Here is an 18,786-nt window from a genome sequence, read left to right as displayed (position 1 = left end):
GCTTTTTCCTTTTTTGGACTGTTTCCACTTTCATGGTAAACAAGCCCGATCATTTGCAGTATTGGATAGAGAAGAAATGCCGCTGTTGTTGTATCTTACTGTCTTCCCCAGAACCGGGCCACCCATGAAGCAAGTTATTGTACCTGTAATACTGATCGTTATCCTCGCTGCTGCGGCTGCTTATGCTGCCATGCCGCGGCATCAGCCCAAACCAGTTGCCAGCAATGGCCATGCGGCTTTCAAATGGGCAGGAGCCTGGCAGCCCAGTCGTAAAAGCGCCGGCGATGGCATTACCAAACTGGATATCAAGATCGGGCAATCAATAACACTCCCCAAGGAATCACTGGCCAATGTGATCTTCAATGTACAGAACAAATTTCCCGGCTCTGCGCCCTGGGCAACCTGGGCCGTGGGGGATCTGAGCAGGATCACGCCGGCATATCCCGGCATCAGCGATGCAACGCATGAAGCCTGGCTCTATTATATGGACAGGCTGGGGGTGCGGGTATTCCTGGAAGTGTTCCCTTTCAAATCAAATCCTAAGAAGGGTATAACGGAAACGGATATACCGGCAGAAATGGAAAGCTGGCTGAAGAAATTCAAACACCATCGCTGTGTGGTGGGCATGGGCATCGAGCTGGAATATTTCGGTAAGGCCACCGATTCTGCAGTGGCCGTTTGGGATGCAAAACTGAAATCGATCAAATCATCTTACCGTCTTTTCCTGCGTCATTACAACGCTGATTACATGCCGCCCACATATCGCGGCAGGGGCGACCTCATTTTCATCAATGATGCTTCCGAAGGCAAACTGGAAGAGCTGAACAAAAGCTTTTCAGACTGGGCCAATCGTTTTGCACCAACCGCCTGCGCTTTTCAACTCGGTTACCCGGCAGATGAAGACGGTATGAACGGCAGCGCAGAACTGGGCTGGTGGCGGCTTACAGACCCCGTGAAGGATTGGGGCGATTCCATTTTACCACTTATAAAAGATCCAAATCAGGAACTGGGATTCATTTGGGTGACTGCTCAATCCGGAAAATCCTACAATGCCAACTGGGACCTTACCCGCGGCGCCAAAATTCCTGCACTTCGAAAAAAATAGAAAGCAGTTTGTGGGCAGGCCGTCGCTCGCCTCTGGCGAGTGACTTGTATTTAGTCGCCTCCGGCAACGCAGTGTTCGCCGGAGGCGAACAAATATCCGTCACTCGCCGGAGGCGAGCGACTGCCGGCTCCCTAAGAAAATGTTAGTGGTTGATTATTTGGTGAGCATTCCTTCGTATAACATCCCATCGCCTGCGGGCAGATCCAGTTGCAATAATTTGCTGATCAGCGGAGCGATATCTACCAGTCCCATTTGCGGGATCACTGCGCCTTTGCGGATGCCTTTACCGAAAGCAACAAAGCCTGTCTGGATCTCCTTGAAATCAGGAAAGAAGCCATGTGTGCCGCCTTTGGAAGGTCTGATGAAATTACCCGTTGCGGCAGGTGTGAACGTGAATCCCTGCTGACCGGTCAGGCCGAAAGCTGCATTGGGATCGGCTCCCGTAGCATCCAGTTCTTCACGGGTCTTGATGATGAAACCACGTTGCTGTGTTGCAGGTAATGACTTCAGCAATTGCAATACTTTTTCTTTGGTGGCTTTGTCGTTTTTGTTGCGAAGCAATAACATGGCGCCGCCGCCCGATGTATGAAAATAGGCTTTCCATTCCTGCGGTTTCTGTGGATCATAAAGACCTGCCTGTGCCAGCAGTGTATTGGGAGCGAAAGCAGAATGTATGTCCACGAATCCATGGTCCCCTGTTACGATGAAGGTTGTTTTACCGGCAATGCCTGCTTTCTGCACGGCTTCACGGATAGTTTTTACGGCGTGGTCAACACCTGCAACGGCTGCGCGTACTTTATCGCCCTCACGGCCCTGCTCATGTTCGAAATGATCTACCATCACCAGGTGCACTGCCAGGAGAGAAGGTTTGTATTGTTGAATGATATAAGCACTCATACGAGCGAGGTTCTCATCGATGTTGAGATAGTGGTCGTCGAAATCTTTCTCATCCAGTTTTCCTGTTGCATTTTGTTCCAGTTCTTCGAACAATCCTTTGGGAATAGCATGTTCACGCATGGCTTTTGCCGTGATCCTGGGTTTGCCTTTTTCAGCAGGAAGGTACCAGTATTCGGGTACATTGTAAGTGGCGGGAGAGCCAACGGAAACAGGCCAGAACACCGATGCGGTAGTCAACCCCTTTGCTTTGGCCAAACCAAATACAGTAGGCACTTTGATGCTGTCGTACTGCCAGTTCCATTTACCTGTAATGCCCAGTGGTTCTGCAGGTGTATTGGAATTGATTCCATGTTTGCCTGGTTTCACTCCTGTGATCATGGTGGTGTGAGAAGGATAGGTAACGGTAGGGAATACGCCATCCACGCCATTTGAATAAGCTCCCTCTGCCATCGCCTGGCGGAGGTTCACCATATTCCAGCTGGGATCTTTATAGAATTCAGGACGAAGGCCATCGATGCTGATCAGTATTACATGCTGTTCCTGCGACTGTGATGCAGTTTGTAGCAGCACCAGGGAACAGAGAGCTAAAAAGGTTTTTTTCATAAAAGGACTGTTGAGTGTAGTGCGAGAAATTACTGTGCTGCCCACTGCAGTAATATGAACTTTAAGTTAGCTTTTTATGGGAGAAAATGGAAAACAGCACTATTTTGCCGGCATGGAAGAATTGTTTTCCAATACATCTGAAGGAATATACCGGGAAGACTGGCTGGGACCGGCAATGCTGTTGGTTTTATTCCTTTGTGTACTCAAAAGAAAACTAACGCCCGGCGCTGCATTCACAGCTTTCCTCCTGGGTTTGATTGTGGTGAAAGGCTCCGGTTTCACCGGTGCTTCACTGCTGATCGCTTTTTTTCTGATGGGCGTACTGGCATCGCGGTTTGGAAAGAAAATAAAGCGAAGCATCAAATCCGGGCAGCCGCATAGCGAAGAAAGGAACATTGCGCAGGTACTGGCCAATGGTGGAATAACCGGTATCTGTTCCATACTGGCTATCGTGGACCCTGCGCACAGTGGATTGTTTGTACTTTTGATTGCGGGCAGCCTGGCTTCTGCGGCTGCCGATACGGTTGCCTCCGAGCTGGGAACTGTACTGGGTAAGCGCTTTGTGAATGTGCTGAATTTCCGTAAAGAGGAGCGTGGGCCCGATGGCGTGATCAGCCTGGAAGGCACCCTGGCAGGCATTGCGGCCGCAACCGTGATTGCCGCTATTTACAGCGCCTTCAGAGGGCTCAGCGCTGACGCTGTTTACATTGTGCTGGCAGGTGTGGCCGGAAATCATATAGACTCCATGCTGGGCGCCACCTTTCAACGCAGAGGCTGGCTCAGCAACAATGAAGTGAATGCCTGCAATACTTTAGCTGGTGCGCTCATAGCATTGGCACTGAAATTGATATTCGGATAACAGGCAACGTTAGTATTTATATATTGATCATAAAACCGTATAGGAAGCGCATGAAAAAACTACTTGGAATTGCATCGGTTGTATTGACCGGATTCTCCGGAATGGCACAGGAAAAAGAAGCGCCTGCACCGGCCACGATCCGTGAAGGCAAACATAAGTTCAGTCTTCAGTGGATCGGATGGGGCGAGCAGTTTGGATCTGTGAACATAAAGAAAGTGAACGACAGTACGTATTCTGTAAAAGGGGAACAACGTTCAGACGACAGCCTTGATTTTGCAAGCATCGATGGCAAGCTCATAATGCTCACGCCGCGCAGGCTTCGTTTTGAAGGTACTATTCTCACCAAAGTCCGGACCTTGAATAATAATGAAGTGTGCAATAAAACAGGCACCTACACATTCTATGCGAGTGGTGTGCGTAAATACTGGCGCCTGCAGGAAATGGACAACTGTGAAGAAGGATCAGCTGTGGATTATGTAGATATCTTCTTTTAGATCTTTTTATTTCGCTTTCGTAAATGCCATCTTCACCGCCAGCCCGGTAAGTACGCTGGCCATAAACCATTTCTGCATTTTCAGCCAGGAAGGGTTTCTATTGAACCAAAGAGACAATCCCGCAGCAGACAGCACTATCATAAAATTTACACTGAAACTGATACTCATCTGCACCAGCGCCAGTTGCAGGCTCTGAGCAAGCACAGCGCCATGTTCCGCTTTTATGAATTGTGGAAAAAAGGAAAGATAGAAAACAGCAATCTTTGGATTCAGCACATTGGTAAGAAAGCCCATGGTGAAGAGCTTGCCCGGCCTATCGGGTTGCAGGTCTGTTCGTGTTTCGAAGATGCTTTTGCCGGAAGGTCTCACGGCCTGGAACGCCAGCCAGAGCAGGTATACCACACCCAGTGTTTTCAACACCAGGAAGGCGTAGGGAATGGCCATGAAAATAGCTGTGAGCCCGAAACTCACCATCAGCGCATGAAAGAGAAAACCCAATACCACACCCACCAGCGATATCAGTCCTGCTTTCCTTCCCTGCGTAATGGAACGGGAGATCAGGTAGAGCATATTCGGACCGGGAGTAATCACCAGCACAAATGCGGCGATGATGAATAACCAGAGTTCGGCAAAAGGGATCATGGCAACTGAATTTGATATTCAAAATTGGTGAATCTCTTTCAACAAAAACAGTATCAGATTTTTCAATTCTGTCTGTATCAGTGCTGCAAAAAGCAACAGCGCGCCGGTTGCCCGGCGCGCTGTTTGTATCACGAAAAATAACCGTCCTTTTATTTTTTCATCACTTTGAATGTCTTCATTTCCACTCCGTTGTTCACCTGTACAAAGTAGTAACCTTTGGCAAAGCTACTGAGGTCAACGGTTTTCCTGCTGCCGTTGCCGCTGAGGCGGGCAGACATTTCCTGTCCGTTTGCGCTGAACACGCGGATCCTTGCATTCTCGTAGCCACCGGGCAGTGTAACCTGTACCAGGTCCGCAGTAACTGTTGGTATTACTTCCAGGATACCGCCGCAATTGTTGCTGAGAGAAACGATATTGCTGAATTCGTATTTGTTATCGATATCAACCAGGCGGAGGCGGTAGAAGAACCTGCCTTCACCGGCTTTATCATCAATATAACTGTAACGGCTAACTGAAGCATTGAAACTGATGGAACCGATTGGCTGGAAATTACGGCCATCAGCGCTTCGTTCTACTTCAAACCTGTGGAAGTTGATGGCATCGGCAGTTGACCAGCTGAGTACCGGTGCACAGTTCACTGATTTTACCATGAAGCTGGTGAGGGTGATAGGAAGTGGGTCTACCACTGTAACTACTATCTCATCGGGGCTGCTGCAACCATCGGGGAAGCTTACAGTAACGCTGTAAGTGCCGGCAGCAGTGATTTCCAGGGTATCGCCTGTGCTGTTATCGTTCCAGAGATAGCTGCTCATGGGTGAACCGAAGAAACCATCGGTTCTGAGAACAAAAGGCAGCTCGTCGGTTGTGATGGTGATATCCGGCCCGAGTCCCAGGATAGGATTGGAACCGGCATAGGGATCGATGGTCCAGTTGGTATTGCCTCCCTGGTCCTGGCTGTGTTCGAAGGCGTGGAAGGGTGCTGCACTGCCCGCTGCAGTGATACCTGAGAGCCGTACATAATCCAGGTTAACGGGATCGCCGTTCACTGTAACTGTGGCATTGGTTGCAGCGGAAATATCTGTAAGGTTACAGGGAGTGCCGCTGCCATACCAGGCGTTCGTAACGGTGGTATTGGTTCCGTTGGCAAATGTGTACTGTCTGCCGGGGGCAAAGATCATTGTACCGATAGTATTACCCGTACCGGTAATATTACCTTTCGATTTGAATTCAAGTGTATCGATGGTGTTGCCTGCTGCGATATTGATATTCGCCAATGGATTGGTATTGGTGAACACAAGTTTGCTCACTGTGGTATTGGTAACACCTACGAAGGCCGGGTTTTGAGTATTTACATTCACTTTATTGTACACGCCGCTATTCACCAGGAATGCAGAGACAGTCATGAATGAATTAGTGGCATTTAGCGTTTTACTGGAGCCGTTATATCTCCATCCACCAGTGAATGTGGTGTTACTGATATCGATGGCGGTAGCATTTGCAGAGCCTTCATCGCTGATGCCCTCAAGAACAAGCGTTCTGTTGGCAACATTCAGGGCGCCGCTTTGTACATTGAAGAAGCTCAGGGGATTGTTGATGTCATCGTTCAACGTCAGGCTGAAGCTGGTGTTCGGTTTATTCACTGTAATATCGAAATTACCCAGTGTGCTTCCGTTGTTGGTAATTGTTGTATTGGTACCTCCCATGAAAACGGCAGTAGCATTCATAGTAACTGCGGGGTTCATCACCAGGTTGCCCCAGATCTCGAAAGTGAATGCTGTGCTTTCATTGAAAACGGGCGCATTGGTGGCGCCTGTCCAATCCATATTATTAGCATATATGTTACCGGCTGTGGTTACGGTACTGCTGCCGGCAGTAAAACTTTGTGCATCGAAGAAAACATCGTCGTTCACGGTTGGAACGCAAGCTCCGCCTGCACCGCCTGACGTGAGGCTCCAGTGGCTGGCATCGTTCCAGTCCCCGCTTCCTCCAACCCAGTACCTGGCTGATCCTGCACTGCTGTTGATAACGAAACCAGAATTACCACCTGCATCTGCGCCAGAAACTGTGATAGGAGTGATGCTGCCTGTAGCTGCAATATTCTGGATATATACATTCGCCAGGTCGGTGGTGGCGGATGGACCGAAGTTCAGCGTTGACAGAACACCATTGATACCGCGCATTTCACCCAATCCTGAACAGGCAGGACTGTTGAAACGCAAATGTGTGTTGATGGTATTGGTTCCTGTGAATCCATAATATTTTGAAGGCGCCAGCAACAGTGTACCGATGGTATTACCGGTTTGTGCGATATTACCTGAACCTTTGAACTCGAGTGTTGTGATAATATTATTGGTCAGGATCCTTGCATTTGAGTTGCTGGCGGTGTTGGTGAATGTAAGTGTTTCGATAGTTACGTTTCTGATATCAAATACATCTTCTGCTGAAGTAAGCGTAACAGTAGGAATTGTAAGACCGGGCCCGGCCACATTAAAATATCTGGCAGAGGTGATACTTAAACCTGCACCATTGCCTATCCAGGTTCTTCCATTACCAGTGAGCGCAAAAGTTTCACGCACATTAATAGTGGCATTGGTCATATCAATGGTCCTGATTCCGTTAACACCACTGTTGAAAAAATTCACATCCAGCGTTCTGCCGGGCATCAGCCATTGTCCGAGTATGAGACGGACATTGGCGGTGGGGTTCACAAAATCATCTGTAAGCGTAACGCCGCCATTGGTGCCTGTCCTGGAAATTTCTATTCCCAGCGTACCCAATCCTGAAGCGTTGGTGGTGAGTGTTGAAGCTGCTGTGCCTTTGAACAGCAGCGATGCATTCATGGTTACGTCAGGATGTAATACTACAGAGCCATACACTTCAAGAGCATAGGTACCGCTTTCATTGAAAATAACAGGACTTGCAATGCCTGTCCAGGTCATATCCTTGCACCATGCATTAGAAGTTGTGGTAACGGTATTGTTACCGGGCGCGAATCCGCTGTTTGCATCAAACACTACATCATCTGCGGAGAATGGGACGCAGTAACCACCCGCGCCGCCGCTGCTGGCAGACCAGTGTGCTTTGTCGTTCCAGTCGCCGGCGCCGCCAACCCAATACAGGGTGGTGCCAGTGAGCGGATTGGTGATATTCCAGTTGGTATTGCTGCCGCCATCTGCGCCCACTACATCGATGGGCAGTGTGATACTGCCTGCTGCCACTATATTGGTGATGTACAGGTTTACGAGATCCAGTACTGCACTGCTGCCGAAAGTAAGCGTTGACGTTTGTCCTGCAGCGCCGGTGAGCTGGCCAAGACCGCTACAGTCGGGTGTATTGAAACTGAACGAGCCGTTGATGGTGTTATCACCATAAGTAAGCAGTGCCTTACCCGAAGCCATGATCAGATCATTGATCACGTTTCCGCCTGCACGGATCAAACCATTGCCTTTGAATTCCAGTGTTTGAATGGTGTTATTGCCGTTAATGCGAACAGTTGCCGGCGCAGAAGCAGGATTGGTAAATGTGAGTTTATTGATGGTGGTATTGTTGATTGCCACATTAGTGCTGGCAATTGAAATATTCACTTCATTGTACGCATAACCATCGGAAAACATTGTATTCGCATTGATAACCGAATTGGTAGTAATGATGGTTTTATTGGTGCCTCTTACATCCCAAACATCAGAGATATTGATTGTAGCATTCGAGATATCGATAGTGGCCGTATTGTTGTTGAAGGCATCCAGTTTCCAGATATAATGCGTATTGCCAGACAGCACGATGGTACCTGCCGCAGCCTGCAGAACAGTCACCTGCAATAATTCAGGAATGCCATCCAGGAAAGTAACACTGGCGCCAGGTTTGTTCACCACCATAGGATTGTACCAGCCAGTGGCATTAACCCGAACTGCGCCATTGCATTGCACGGTAGTATTTTGCGTTCCCAGAAGAAAGATGGATTGCATACCATAAGCAACGGATGGCGCCAACACCAGGTTTCCATAGATATTTATGGCGAAGCCGCCGCCACCACGTCTGAATGAAGCTGTAGCAGTAACACCCGTCCAGCTCATATTATTACAAAAAGCGTCACTGGTAGCAGGTAACGTTACGATATCGCCATTTGCGAGTCCGCTGTTGGCGTCAAAGAAAACGTTATCATTTTGAGAGGGAACAATAGAGTGTTTGGTAGTTCCACCGGATGTAGTTGCCCAGTGGTTGATATCGGTCCAGCTTCCTGCACCACCTACCCAGTAATAATCTACTGCAAATAACGAGGATACTGAACCTGCCAATAGCAGGCAAACGAGTAAAAGTTTCTTCATAAGTTTGATTTTCCTGTGTGTGCAGTAAAAATAGTATAGGGAATAGCTATAATGCGTAGGCGCACTACTATTCGCTTGTAGTATAACTTCGATAATTGTGATTTGATATTTATATTTGAGAAGGAAAACCCCCAAACCTGTCTATATGATCAAAATCCGCTATGTATCAACGTTAGTTTCAGTTATTTTTTTTTCCTGTCAGGCCCCCGGCCCGAAAGAACTTCCCATCCAGGGCACCTGGCAATTGCTTACCGGCACCACCATCACAAAAAATGATACGTTGGTAACAGACTATACAAAAGGCCAGAAGATGATCAAGATCATCAACGAATCTCATTTCTCTTTTCTCCGTCATGATCTCTCCAAAGGGAAAGACACGGCTATCTATGATGGCGGCGGCGGGATCTATTCACTGAAAGATGATAAATACACGGAGCTGCTTGAGTTCTGCAGTTATCGTGAATGGGAGGGAAGAAGTTTTGAATTCACTGTCAGCATCAATAACGATACGCTGATACAGCGTGGCGTGGAGAAACTGGCCGATCTGGGGATCGACAGGTTTATCATCGAGAAATATGTACGCGTGAAATAAAAATAGAATGATAGAAAAATGAAAATCCGGACTGTATCATACAGCCCGGATTTTTTATTGGGAGATCAGGTTGAAAGATCACTTCAATACTGATGCCAGTTTTTCTTCCAGCTCTTTTCCACGCATGTTCTGACCAATGATCACGCCATTGGGGTCCAGCAGCCAGTTCTGAGGAATAGCTTTTACATCATATTGTTCAGCCACTGCATTCTTCCATCCCAACAGGTCGCTTACATGCAGCCAGGGCAGTCCATCTTTTTCGATGGCCTGAACCCAGGCATCTTTCTTATTGTCGAGCGATACGGCGAGGATCTCGAAGTTCTTATCCTTGAATTTTTCGTAAGCAGCTTTCACGTGTGGATTCTCTGCGCGGCAGGGACCGCACCAGCTGGCCCAGAAATCGATCAGCACATATTTTCCGCGGAGCGATGAAAGCGCCACGGACTGGCCGTCCAGGTTATTCTGCGCAAATTCGGGAGCTACTGCTCCCATTGCTGTCTTGTATGATTTCCGGATCTTCTCTTCCAGTTTTTTGCCATCTTCGCTGTTACGGAATGATGCGTTCATCGCATTGAACTGCCCTTCCAGTTTTTTTACATCGCTGATGATGCTTTTGCCGGTGAGTGCATGCCAGCTAACCCAGGAATCGGGATGTGATGCAATGAAAGCTTCCTCTATCGGTCCAAACTCCTTCATTGTTTTGATCAGGTTGGCGTAAGTGGCTTTGTATTCTTCACTTTCCTTATCGCCATTCAGCCTGATCAGTTCTTTGTTGATGGCATCCAGTTTGGCAACTACCGGCTCACGGAGCTTTTGCAGTTCATCGAAATCGCGCTGTGATGCAGAACCCTTGATGGTAGCGGTTTTGAGGCTATCGCCTTTGAGGAGGATAGTGCCTTTGTCCAGGTAAACCTGTCTTCCATCTCGTCCCATCACATCACCACCATAACCGATGCTCAGCATCATCCTGGGGTTGTCGCTGCTTTTCAGCACAACAAGTATTGCTTTTACAGGGCTGCTGATTTTCCCTTTGAAAGCAAATTTTCCTTTGTTGAGTTCAACGGTGTCCGACTGCCGTTTTCCATTGGCTACATACACCATTGCAACTTTGGCGGGTTCTTTCACATCGTTGATCTTGCCATTCAGCTTGAACCCGATCGGGGTTTGAGCTGATGCGATTACCGTAACAAATCCGGTAACAAGGAGCAGGGCGATTTTTTTCATTGTATATTATTGTGTTTTTGCATTCATTCTGCCGGGGCAGCGGGCCATCACACTGCGCATCCTGTTCACCTGGTCCAGGGTAATGGCATTCAGCAGGCTTGGATACCGGCTATCGTCCATTACATTGTCCGCTACATATTTCTCATTGTCCACCCCGAGCTTATAATAGTTCACATAATTACTCTGGTTGGTGGTCATATATTCCCTTGTATCGTAACAATAATCTGAATTGGTGATATTGGCGCGATAGACAGGCACATACAAACCATAGAACTCTCCAACAAACTGGAAGATCTCGATCTTCCTTTCAAAGCCCGGGAAGAAGAGGGTGCGTGGCATGGCGCAAACGGTGTTCACATAGTCGGTAGTGAAATCATCTTCATTGGCGGCAATTCCTGCTACACCGGGAATCAGTTCCTCTCCGGGCTGCGGCGCCAGTTGTTTGGTGGCGCGGGCTGTTCCCATGCTTTGGTTGCTGCCATAAGGTAGTACATGGATATTCAGGAATTCTTTAGGCTTCCAGATCAGCGTGGCTTTATTGTTATTGATATAAGTGATGAAATCATTTCCGTTAAATGTGGTGGCCAAAGGGTTCACTTTTATATTATCGCTGTAAACTACCTTATTAAAGCCGGGTTGGATCATAGTGGCCCCGCTCTGGTTTTGGGTGGCCAGTCTGAACTCAATATTGGCGGAAGCTCCGTTGGGACTGCTGCTCAGTTTATTATTGATAGCGTTATTCATATTTTGGATAGCTGTCTGTAACAAATCATAGGTGACAGGCTGATATGACGACACATCATAGGTCGGGTGTGTGGTATTCAGTTCCCAAACATGGAAAATAACATCTACATACAATTTCTGAGGCAGGGCCGGCTTTGCGCGGAGCGCTACAGACTTTGTTGTTGACCGTTTACCGCCGATCTCCGCATGGAATTTCACGGTATCATAGGGAATGGTGGTGGTGGAATATTCATTCCCCACATCGGTGCCTGATCTTTCCTCTATGATCTTCAGGGAACCTTCGGGCAACTGGTCCAGGATGATCTTTTCCATGGAATCCTTACCTGAAGGCAGTTTCACCAGCCGGAAAGCTTCCACTATGAATTTCAGTTTGGCCTGTCCATCGGCAATCAGCATCTTATCCGTGGCTGAAAGGTAGATAGAGTCTACATCATCCACCAACGGGCTGTACATTTTATAATCGAAGCTGTCCTTTTTGCAGTTGCTTAGCAACAATACAAGCAGGGCCGCAACACATAATAATATCCTGTTCATAATGAGTGTTTCTGTATGTTGAACAAATGCAATTAATATTCAATGGTGATCCAGCCTTCGTTGGGAACGATATTCCTGTTTTGCTGAATTTCAACCAGGGGGATCGGAAGCGCATAGTGATAATCGTTGGGTTCGGCTTTCAGCGAATAGTCCTTCTGGAAGAAGCGCAGCTCCCTGGTGATGGTCTTGCCACCAAAGCGCTTCAGGTCCAGCCAGCGTTTATCAGAATCCCCGAAGAATTCTTTCCTGCGTTCATCGATGATCTCCTGCAACAGTGCATCTCCTGATAATCCATTGGCTGTGCCTGCATTGCGGAAGCTCTTGAACTTGTTCAATGTGATGATGGCTTCACTGGGTTGACTGGTGCGGTATTGTGCTTCTGCCAGCATCAACCAGGCTTCTTCCGGTCTGAACAACGCAAGGTTTCCTCTTTTGGCAGAACCAATGGTAGTACCGTCAGAAGGCCATGCCCAGTTGAGCACTTGCCCTTCCGGACCTACTTTGCCACCTGCTACAGAAGGGTTGGCATTGAAGTAAATGTCGTTGCGGATATCGCCGGGTTTGAAGAGGGCACAGAAATCTGCTTTCAATGGAATATTTTCAGGGCTGAAGAAAGCCAGGTACTGAAAACAACTTCCATAAATAGCGCTTACACCTCCCTGTACGTTGTTCTCCATGCAAACAGCGGGGTAGTCCGGAAGCTTACCCGCCTGTGCCAGGATCATATTGGCGCCTGTTACAGGGATAATGCTTTCAGTATTTTCTGCTGCAATTGCTGCATGCGTTTTCACCTGTTCATAATCGCCTGTTTCTTTTGCGGGTGATTCGGCCTTGTACCAGTACACCTGCGCAGTGAGATGATGTAAAAAGCGACTTTTGAACAGCACATTATAACCTGTCAGCGGCTGTGTTCTTTCCGCCATCTGCATAGCATTGTTCAGGTCTTCCAGGATGGTTTTGTATACATCTGCATGTGATTTTCTGGACATGTCAACAGACAATACTTCTTTTCCTGAATGGAGGTAAACGGGGATACCGAGTGCTGCATTCTTATACTGACCGAAATATTGCAGGAGTTTGAAGAAATAGTAAGCGCGGCTGGCATACAATTCACCCAGCAACTGATCGCGCAGAGCAGGCGTACCATCTTCCACTTCTTCCTCCATCTGGTCTATGAGTGCATTGAAGAAGCCGATGAGCTGATAGTGCTCATTCCAGATCTTTGTTGGGGAATCGTAATCGTTCCATAATAGCCAGTTGGCGTATACTTTTTCCTGTGTCTGGTGAATATTGTTCGATTTCAGATAGGTCTGTGAAAGTGCTACATCGAAATCGATATTATCTGAATACGATTCAAACATCAGGTTGGCGTACACCGGGCACATCGCATTGATGGAAGTAGTGGTGGTGCCGGGTTTAGGGGCTACGCCAAAAGTGGTGACAGACCGGAGGTAGTTGGCCAGCAGGGATTTTACATCCTGTGCTGTGGTAACCGTCCGCTGATTTTTTGGGGCCAGGTCCAGGTATTTCTTACAACCTGTTGACGCCAGCAGGCTGATCACTGTGAGGGCTATGATGAATTTGTTTCTTTTCATTGCAGTCATTTTTTAGAATCCAACGGTTAATGACAAAGCGAAATTCCTGGTATTGGGATATCCGAAAGGCAGGCGGCTTTCAGGATCTGTTCCGCTGTAAGGACTGATGATGAACAGGTTTCCTGCTACCAGCGTGGCTTTCAGGGTTTTCATGGCAGTTCTGCCAATGATGGATTTGGGCGCTCTCCAGCTGAAGCTCATCTCATTGCATTTGATATAATCGCCTTTCTCGATATCGGTACTGATCAGCATCCTGGTATAATTGCTTGCGCTGTTCTTGTAAGCGGGGATATTGGTGATATCGCCTGCCTGACGCCAGCGGTAAGCATTCTCCCTGAGACGGTTTGTCCTGCTGGCGCTGATATCATCAACGCTTCTGCTGGGGCCTTCGCGCCTGTCGCGGAAACTCTCGATCATATTTCCACCTGCATACACGAAGCTGGCAGTGAATTCAAACGCCTTGTAAGTAAGTCGCGTATTGAAACCTCCATAGAAATCCGCATTGTAATGGCCAAGGTAATAGGGGCGATAAGTGGATTTCAGGTCGGCATCGGTGATCCTGCTCAGGTTGATGAGTGCATCTTCATAAGTGGTTTGTACATTGCCGTTCACCACTTTGGTATTGGCTTTTTGGGCATACACGATGAGGTCGCCCGTTTGTTCATCCACGTGAGAGTACTTGTAACCGAACCAGCTGTCTACGGGATAACCCTGGATGTCCAGAGCAGATGAGTCCGAGATATCCGGCACCTGTTTCTGGAAAACATTCGTCAGATTATTGCTCACTTTGGTGAAGTTGCCGCCGATCTCCCATAACCAGTCTTTCGATTTCACTACTTCCATCCGGAAGCTCAGCTCATAGCCTTTGTTGGTAAGATTGCCCACATTCACAGTGGCGGATTGGCGACCTACAGATGGCGGTGTTTTTGTTTGGTCCAGGAGATCGGACACTTCTTCATTGAAGTAGCGAAGTTCTGTATTGAAACGGCCTTTGAAGAATGAAAGTTCCAGGCCCAGGTTGGTTTCTTTTTTCTGTTCCCATTTGATAACTGGGTTACCATAATTGAACAGGTCAGACACAGACGTATTGGCGTACACGTTAGTACTGAGTGTATATGTGTGGAAAGGCAATACACTTCTGTTGATGCTTCCCCTGTAGCCGTAACCGAGTGATACTACCAAACGGCTGAGGATGTCTTCATGATCTTTCAGGAAACTTTCATTGTGTGCATTCCATTTTACACCGGCAGACCAGAGTGGTGAGAACTGGTTATCGGAACCGATGATATCAACACCATCATAACGAACGTTCCCGTTCACTACATAGCGGTTATCATATGCATAAGCGGCAGAGCCGATGAAGCTGGCTGTCCTGTTTTCTCTTGTTCCTGTTCCGCCAAGCGCGTCCAGTCTGAGGTTCATGAAACGGGTATCAGCCACGAGGTCCCAACTGGGATAGCCTGCAATGGCGTATTCCTGTAAATAGATAGGATTGAAATGTCTGAACTGATCGTTCTTCACGGCGCCGAATTCGCTGGCGAAGAAACCCTGTACAAAATGTTTTCCTGCAAAAGTGTTGTTGTACTCGAGTGTGTTGCGAACGGTGTAGTCCAGCGTGCGGCCACTGCTTTCGAGCAGGAAACCCCTGTTATGTTCCGGCAGTACACCCAGAAATCCGGTGCTGGCGCTGTTAAGCCAGTTGCGCACCCAGGAACGGTAAGTGCCCGCAAAGGACTCATCCTTGTCCTGAACAGACGTATAGCTGGCTGCGATATTCCCGGTGTATTTGAAATTGCGCAGGAAAGTATATTCCAGGCTGAACTGACCTCTTATATTACCGTAGGTATTGCTGAGTTTGTTCTCTTTCAGTTCGCGGATAATATTGAAATTGGAATAATACAAAGCAGAAGAGGTACCTACAGTGTATGGGATCTCGCGGTAGGTCATATCTGAAGCGTAGGACCCGTCTTCATTGTACGGCTTTTCGTAAGGATTGGCAAATACAGCGTACTTGAATGGGTCTGTGCCTGCCTGCCCTTCCATATTCTTCTTGATAGTGGCATACACGTTCACCCTGAAAAGCAGATCAGGCGTAACGAAACGTGAGAGCTTCATATTGAGTCCGCCTGTCTGGAATCTGTTTTGGATCAGGCTTCCCTGTGCGTCCTGGTAGTTGAAGCTGGCAAAGTAAGTGGTTTTGTTATTGCCACCGCTGAAGCTGATATTATGGCTCTGGCTCTGCGCTACGCGATAGAGCTGATCGATCCAGCTGGTATTCGTTTTTTCCAGTTCTGCGATCCTGCGTTCAGCTTCTTCGTAAGTGATCACGCCTTTGTCTGCGAGATTGGTGAGCTGGATAACACGGCCGCCTTTTTCATAATTGGGGCGGAAGTCTTCCACGATCGATCTTTCGAATGCGATCTTCTCGGCGGAGTTCATGAAGTTGAATTTGTTCTCCGGACGAAGGGTGATCCCGTATTTACCGGAATAGTTCACATAATCGTTGCCCACTTTTCCATTTTTTGTGGTGATCACGATCACGCCATTGGCGGCCCTGGCGCCGTAAATGGAAGCGGCAGTGGCATCTTTCAGGATAGTGATGCTTTCGATATTCTCAGGAGGGATATTTCCGATACCGTTTGTGATAAGGCTGTTCATACCGCCGGACACTTCACCGGTTTGTAGTGGCATACCGTCCAATACATAGAGTGGCTCTGCGTTTCCGGTAAGTGTATTGATACCACGGATGATGATATTGCCTGTTTCTCCCGGGCGGCCCGACTGGCTTCGTACATACACGCCCGATAGTTTACCTGACAATGCCTTTTCAAAAGTGGTGATGCCTGCATTTTCCAGATCTTTGGCAGTGGCGGTGGAAATGGAACCAACGGTTACTGCTTTCTTCCTGTCCTGGAAACCGCTGACCACCACATCTGTGAGTTCCATGGCGGTTTTCACGAGCGATACATTCACTACCAGGCTCGCGGGAACCGTCACTTGTCTAGTCTGGTAACCAATGAATGAGATCACCAGTACATCGCCGGCATTGGCGGTGAGTTTGAAATTACCATCGGCATCGGTGGTGGCGCCGCGGGTGGTGCCGCGCACCAATACGTTCACGCCGGCCAGTGGCCGGCCTTTGTCGTCCGTGATCTTCCCGCTGGTGGGTGGAGCAGCCGGAGTGGTTACGTAGAGGCGGGGGATGGCCTGTATGGTACGTACGGCCATCATACGGATGAAGATGGTCTGGTTCTCGATGGTGAAATCCAGCGGCTGGTCTTTCAGCGCTTCCTGCAGGAATTGCTGCAGGGGCAGGTTCTCAGCATCGATGGTGATTGGTTTGGCCTGCTGCAGCATATTCGTTTTCCATACCACGAAATAGCCGGTCTGCTTTTCGATGGCTGCGAAAACTTTTTCCAGCGACACTTCCTTACCGGAGTAGGTCACGGTTTGTGAATTGCTGGTTGCACTCACATGCATGCAGAAGGAGAGAAGCATAAATGCGGTCAGTCTCATTACGCGCAAAGTTTGGTGCAGGCTGAAGCGGTGAGACCCTGATAATCCAACGCCAGCAGGCGTTTCAGCAGTTTGGTGCAAAGCAGTTGGATTACAAAGCCATCCCGCAGTCACCCGGGATTTTGCAACATTTAATTGCATACTTTTGTAACAGTTTTGGGTTAACTAATAGATACAAGTCTTGCCGGACTTATTTATGAACGAACTCAGAATGTTGAACTGTTCCGGTCACTACCCGGAGCAGTTTTTTATTTTTACAGATTGCCGCCAGTCAGTCGCTCGCCTCTGGCGAGTGACTTCTAATTGTTCGCCTCTGGCGAACACCGCGTCGCCGGAGGCGACTAAATAAAAGTCACTCGCCAGAGGCGAGCGACTGGGCACACTCCAACTTATGGCGATACAATCAGTTTCTTTCCTTCGATCCTGAAATGCACCTGGTCGTCTTCCAGTCCTTTCAGGATCTGCTGAAGGCTCAGGTTGCGCTGGATCTTTCCCGCGAACGTGATACCCGGTACATTTTTCTCGTATACTACTTCCACATCATACCATCTTGCGATCTGACGTAATCCGGACTGGAGGCTGATCTGGTTGAAATTGAACAATCCATTTTTCCATGCGATGATCTGGTCCGTGTCTACTTCCGCCAGTTTGATGCCTGCATTGTTTTGTCTTGCCTGCATGCCGGGTTTCAGCTCCATACTGCTGTGCTGATCGCGCACTCTCACTTTTCCTTCCAGCAGTGTGATGCGTGTGGCGTCTTCATCTTCATACGCATTTACATTGAAGCTGGTGCCCAGTACTTCCGTGGTGATGCCATTGCTGCGCACTATGAATGGTTTGCCTGCATCCTTTGCCACTTCCAGGTAGGCTTCGCCGGTGATGCTCACTTCACGCGTGTTGCCGGGAAAGGAAACAGGGAAGCGGATAGAGCTCATCGCGTTCAACCAGACCCTGGTGCCATCAGGCAGCGTGAGCTGGAACTGGCGGCCACGGGGCGTTTGCATGGTATTGAAGAGGGGAGTGGAAGAACTGCTGTTCTGTTGCCAGTGCGCATAGCTCAGTTCTCCTTCTTTCAACAAAATATTACTTCCCTGTTCTGCGATGGCCCCGGGTTGCAGGCTGTCCAGCAGGATAGTCCGTCCATCCGCGAGCGTGAGCAACGCGCCTGCTGTGCCGGGAGGAATGTCCCCGCCGGCAGGTTGTTCTGTTTTTTCCTTTGTTGCCAGTGTCTGTGGTTCATTTTGTTTCCGCAACAGGAACCAGGTTCCGATGCCCATCAAAACCAGTACAGCTGCTGCATATCTCCTCCACTTGCCGGTGGAGAGAGAGCGGACAGGCGTTATGCTTTTTTCGTTTTCCAGTTTGGAAAGGATGTTTTGCAGCATCCCTTCATTATGCGGGTCCAGTTGTTGGTGAGTCAACAGCAGTGCTTCATATTGTGCAAGTACTTCCCGGAATGCTTCGGGCGAAAGGCTTTGCAGCCAGTTATTGAATGCATCGCGCTCGGCATCGGTGGCCGTACCGGCAGCAAATTTGGGTAGCCAGTCCTGATAGTTCATAATCGTTGATTACTATAAGGACGACGCCGTGAAAAGATCATGGATGGGAAAATGGAAAAAAATTACAAGGAAATAGATCTATCCATATCGAAGACCA

At 48.4% G+C, this 18,786-nt stretch carries 12 protein-coding genes; 4 read left to right on the top strand and 8 right to left on the bottom strand.

The window, feature by feature from the left end:
• Nucleotides 1-124 precede the first annotated feature (124 nt).
• A complete protein-coding gene (locus D9Y29_RS03825; RefSeq protein WP_127125177.1) occupies nucleotides 125-1,105 on the top strand; it encodes a hypothetical protein in 981 nt (326 codons plus the stop codon).
• Between the two features lie 153 nt (nucleotides 1,106-1,258).
• Here the strand turns inward: D9Y29_RS03825 and D9Y29_RS03820 are convergent, their stop codons facing one another.
• Nucleotides 1,259-2,605 carry an alkaline phosphatase family protein gene (locus D9Y29_RS03820; RefSeq protein WP_127125175.1) on the bottom strand — a complete coding sequence of 449 codons (1,347 nt, stop codon included), beginning with the start codon at nucleotides 2,603-2,605 and terminating at the stop codon, nucleotides 1,259-1,261.
• A gap of 76 nt (nucleotides 2,606-2,681) precedes the next feature.
• Between D9Y29_RS03820 and D9Y29_RS03815 the strand changes: the two genes are divergently transcribed.
• Together D9Y29_RS03815 and D9Y29_RS03810 are read left to right on the top strand one after the other, a co-directional pair.
• Complete coding sequence (locus D9Y29_RS03815; protein WP_127125173.1) at nucleotides 2,682-3,464, top strand: DUF92 domain-containing protein; 783 nt, start codon at nucleotides 2,682-2,684, stop codon at nucleotides 3,462-3,464.
• Between the two features lie 50 nt (nucleotides 3,465-3,514).
• Nucleotides 3,515-3,958 carry a hypothetical protein gene (locus D9Y29_RS03810; RefSeq protein ID WP_127125171.1) on the top strand — a complete coding sequence of 148 codons (444 nt, stop codon included), beginning with the start codon at nucleotides 3,515-3,517 and terminating at the stop codon, nucleotides 3,956-3,958.
• 6 nt (nucleotides 3,959-3,964) lie between these two features.
• Here D9Y29_RS03810 and D9Y29_RS03805 read toward each other — a convergent pair whose 3' ends face one another.
• Together D9Y29_RS03805 and D9Y29_RS03800 are read right to left on the bottom strand one after the other, a co-directional pair.
• Nucleotides 3,965-4,600 carry a LysE family translocator gene (locus D9Y29_RS03805; RefSeq protein WP_127125169.1) on the bottom strand — a complete coding sequence of 212 codons (636 nt, stop codon included), beginning with the start codon at nucleotides 4,598-4,600 and terminating at the stop codon, nucleotides 3,965-3,967.
• A 149-nt stretch (nucleotides 4,601-4,749) separates the two neighbouring features.
• Nucleotides 4,750-8,925 carry a T9SS type A sorting domain-containing protein gene (locus tag D9Y29_RS03800; RefSeq protein ID WP_127125167.1) on the bottom strand — a complete coding sequence of 1,392 codons (4,176 nt, stop codon included), beginning with the start codon at nucleotides 8,923-8,925 and terminating at the stop codon, nucleotides 4,750-4,752.
• A 145-nt stretch (nucleotides 8,926-9,070) separates the two neighbouring features.
• On the opposite strand from D9Y29_RS03800, the gene D9Y29_RS03795 reads away from it, so the two are divergent.
• Entirely contained in the window at nucleotides 9,071-9,517 is a 447-nt protein-coding gene (locus D9Y29_RS03795; protein WP_127125165.1) for a hypothetical protein, read from the top strand.
• A gap of 78 nt (nucleotides 9,518-9,595) precedes the next feature.
• On the opposite strand, the gene D9Y29_RS03790 is transcribed toward D9Y29_RS03795, so the two are convergent.
• The 5 genes from D9Y29_RS03790 to D9Y29_RS03770 all read right to left on the bottom strand — a co-directional run bounded on the left by D9Y29_RS03790 (nucleotide 9,596) and on the right by D9Y29_RS03770 (nucleotide 18,689).
• Nucleotides 9,596-10,741 carry a TlpA disulfide reductase family protein gene (locus D9Y29_RS03790; protein ID WP_127125163.1) on the bottom strand — a complete coding sequence of 382 codons (1,146 nt, stop codon included), beginning with the start codon at nucleotides 10,739-10,741 and terminating at the stop codon, nucleotides 9,596-9,598.
• Nucleotides 10,742-10,747: 6 nt separating this feature from the next.
• A complete protein-coding gene (locus D9Y29_RS03785; RefSeq protein ID WP_127125161.1) occupies nucleotides 10,748-12,019 on the bottom strand; it encodes a hypothetical protein in 1,272 nt (423 codons plus the stop codon).
• Between the two features lie 32 nt (nucleotides 12,020-12,051).
• The gene (locus D9Y29_RS03780) at nucleotides 12,052-13,614 is read right to left on the bottom strand and encodes a RagB/SusD family nutrient uptake outer membrane protein (RefSeq protein WP_164735244.1); all 1,563 of its coding nucleotides are present in this window, start codon (nucleotides 13,612-13,614) and stop codon (nucleotides 12,052-12,054) included.
• Nucleotides 13,615-13,626: 12 nt separating this feature from the next.
• On the bottom strand, nucleotides 13,627-17,130 hold the full coding sequence (locus D9Y29_RS03775) for a SusC/RagA family TonB-linked outer membrane protein (protein ID WP_164735243.1): 3,504 nt from the start codon (nucleotides 17,128-17,130) through the stop codon (nucleotides 13,627-13,629).
• Nucleotides 17,131-17,519: 389 nt separating this feature from the next.
• A complete protein-coding gene (locus D9Y29_RS03770; protein ID WP_127125155.1) occupies nucleotides 17,520-18,689 on the bottom strand; it encodes a FecR domain-containing protein in 1,170 nt (389 codons plus the stop codon).
• Nucleotides 18,690-18,786: the final 97 nt, after the last annotated feature.

It is taken from the genome of Pseudoflavitalea rhizosphaerae, assembly GCF_003991355.1.
In the GTDB taxonomy this organism is placed as follows: domain Bacteria; phylum Bacteroidota; class Bacteroidia; order Chitinophagales; family Chitinophagaceae; genus Pseudobacter; species Pseudobacter rhizosphaerae.
This window is presented reverse-complemented; position numbering and strand designations above follow the sequence as displayed.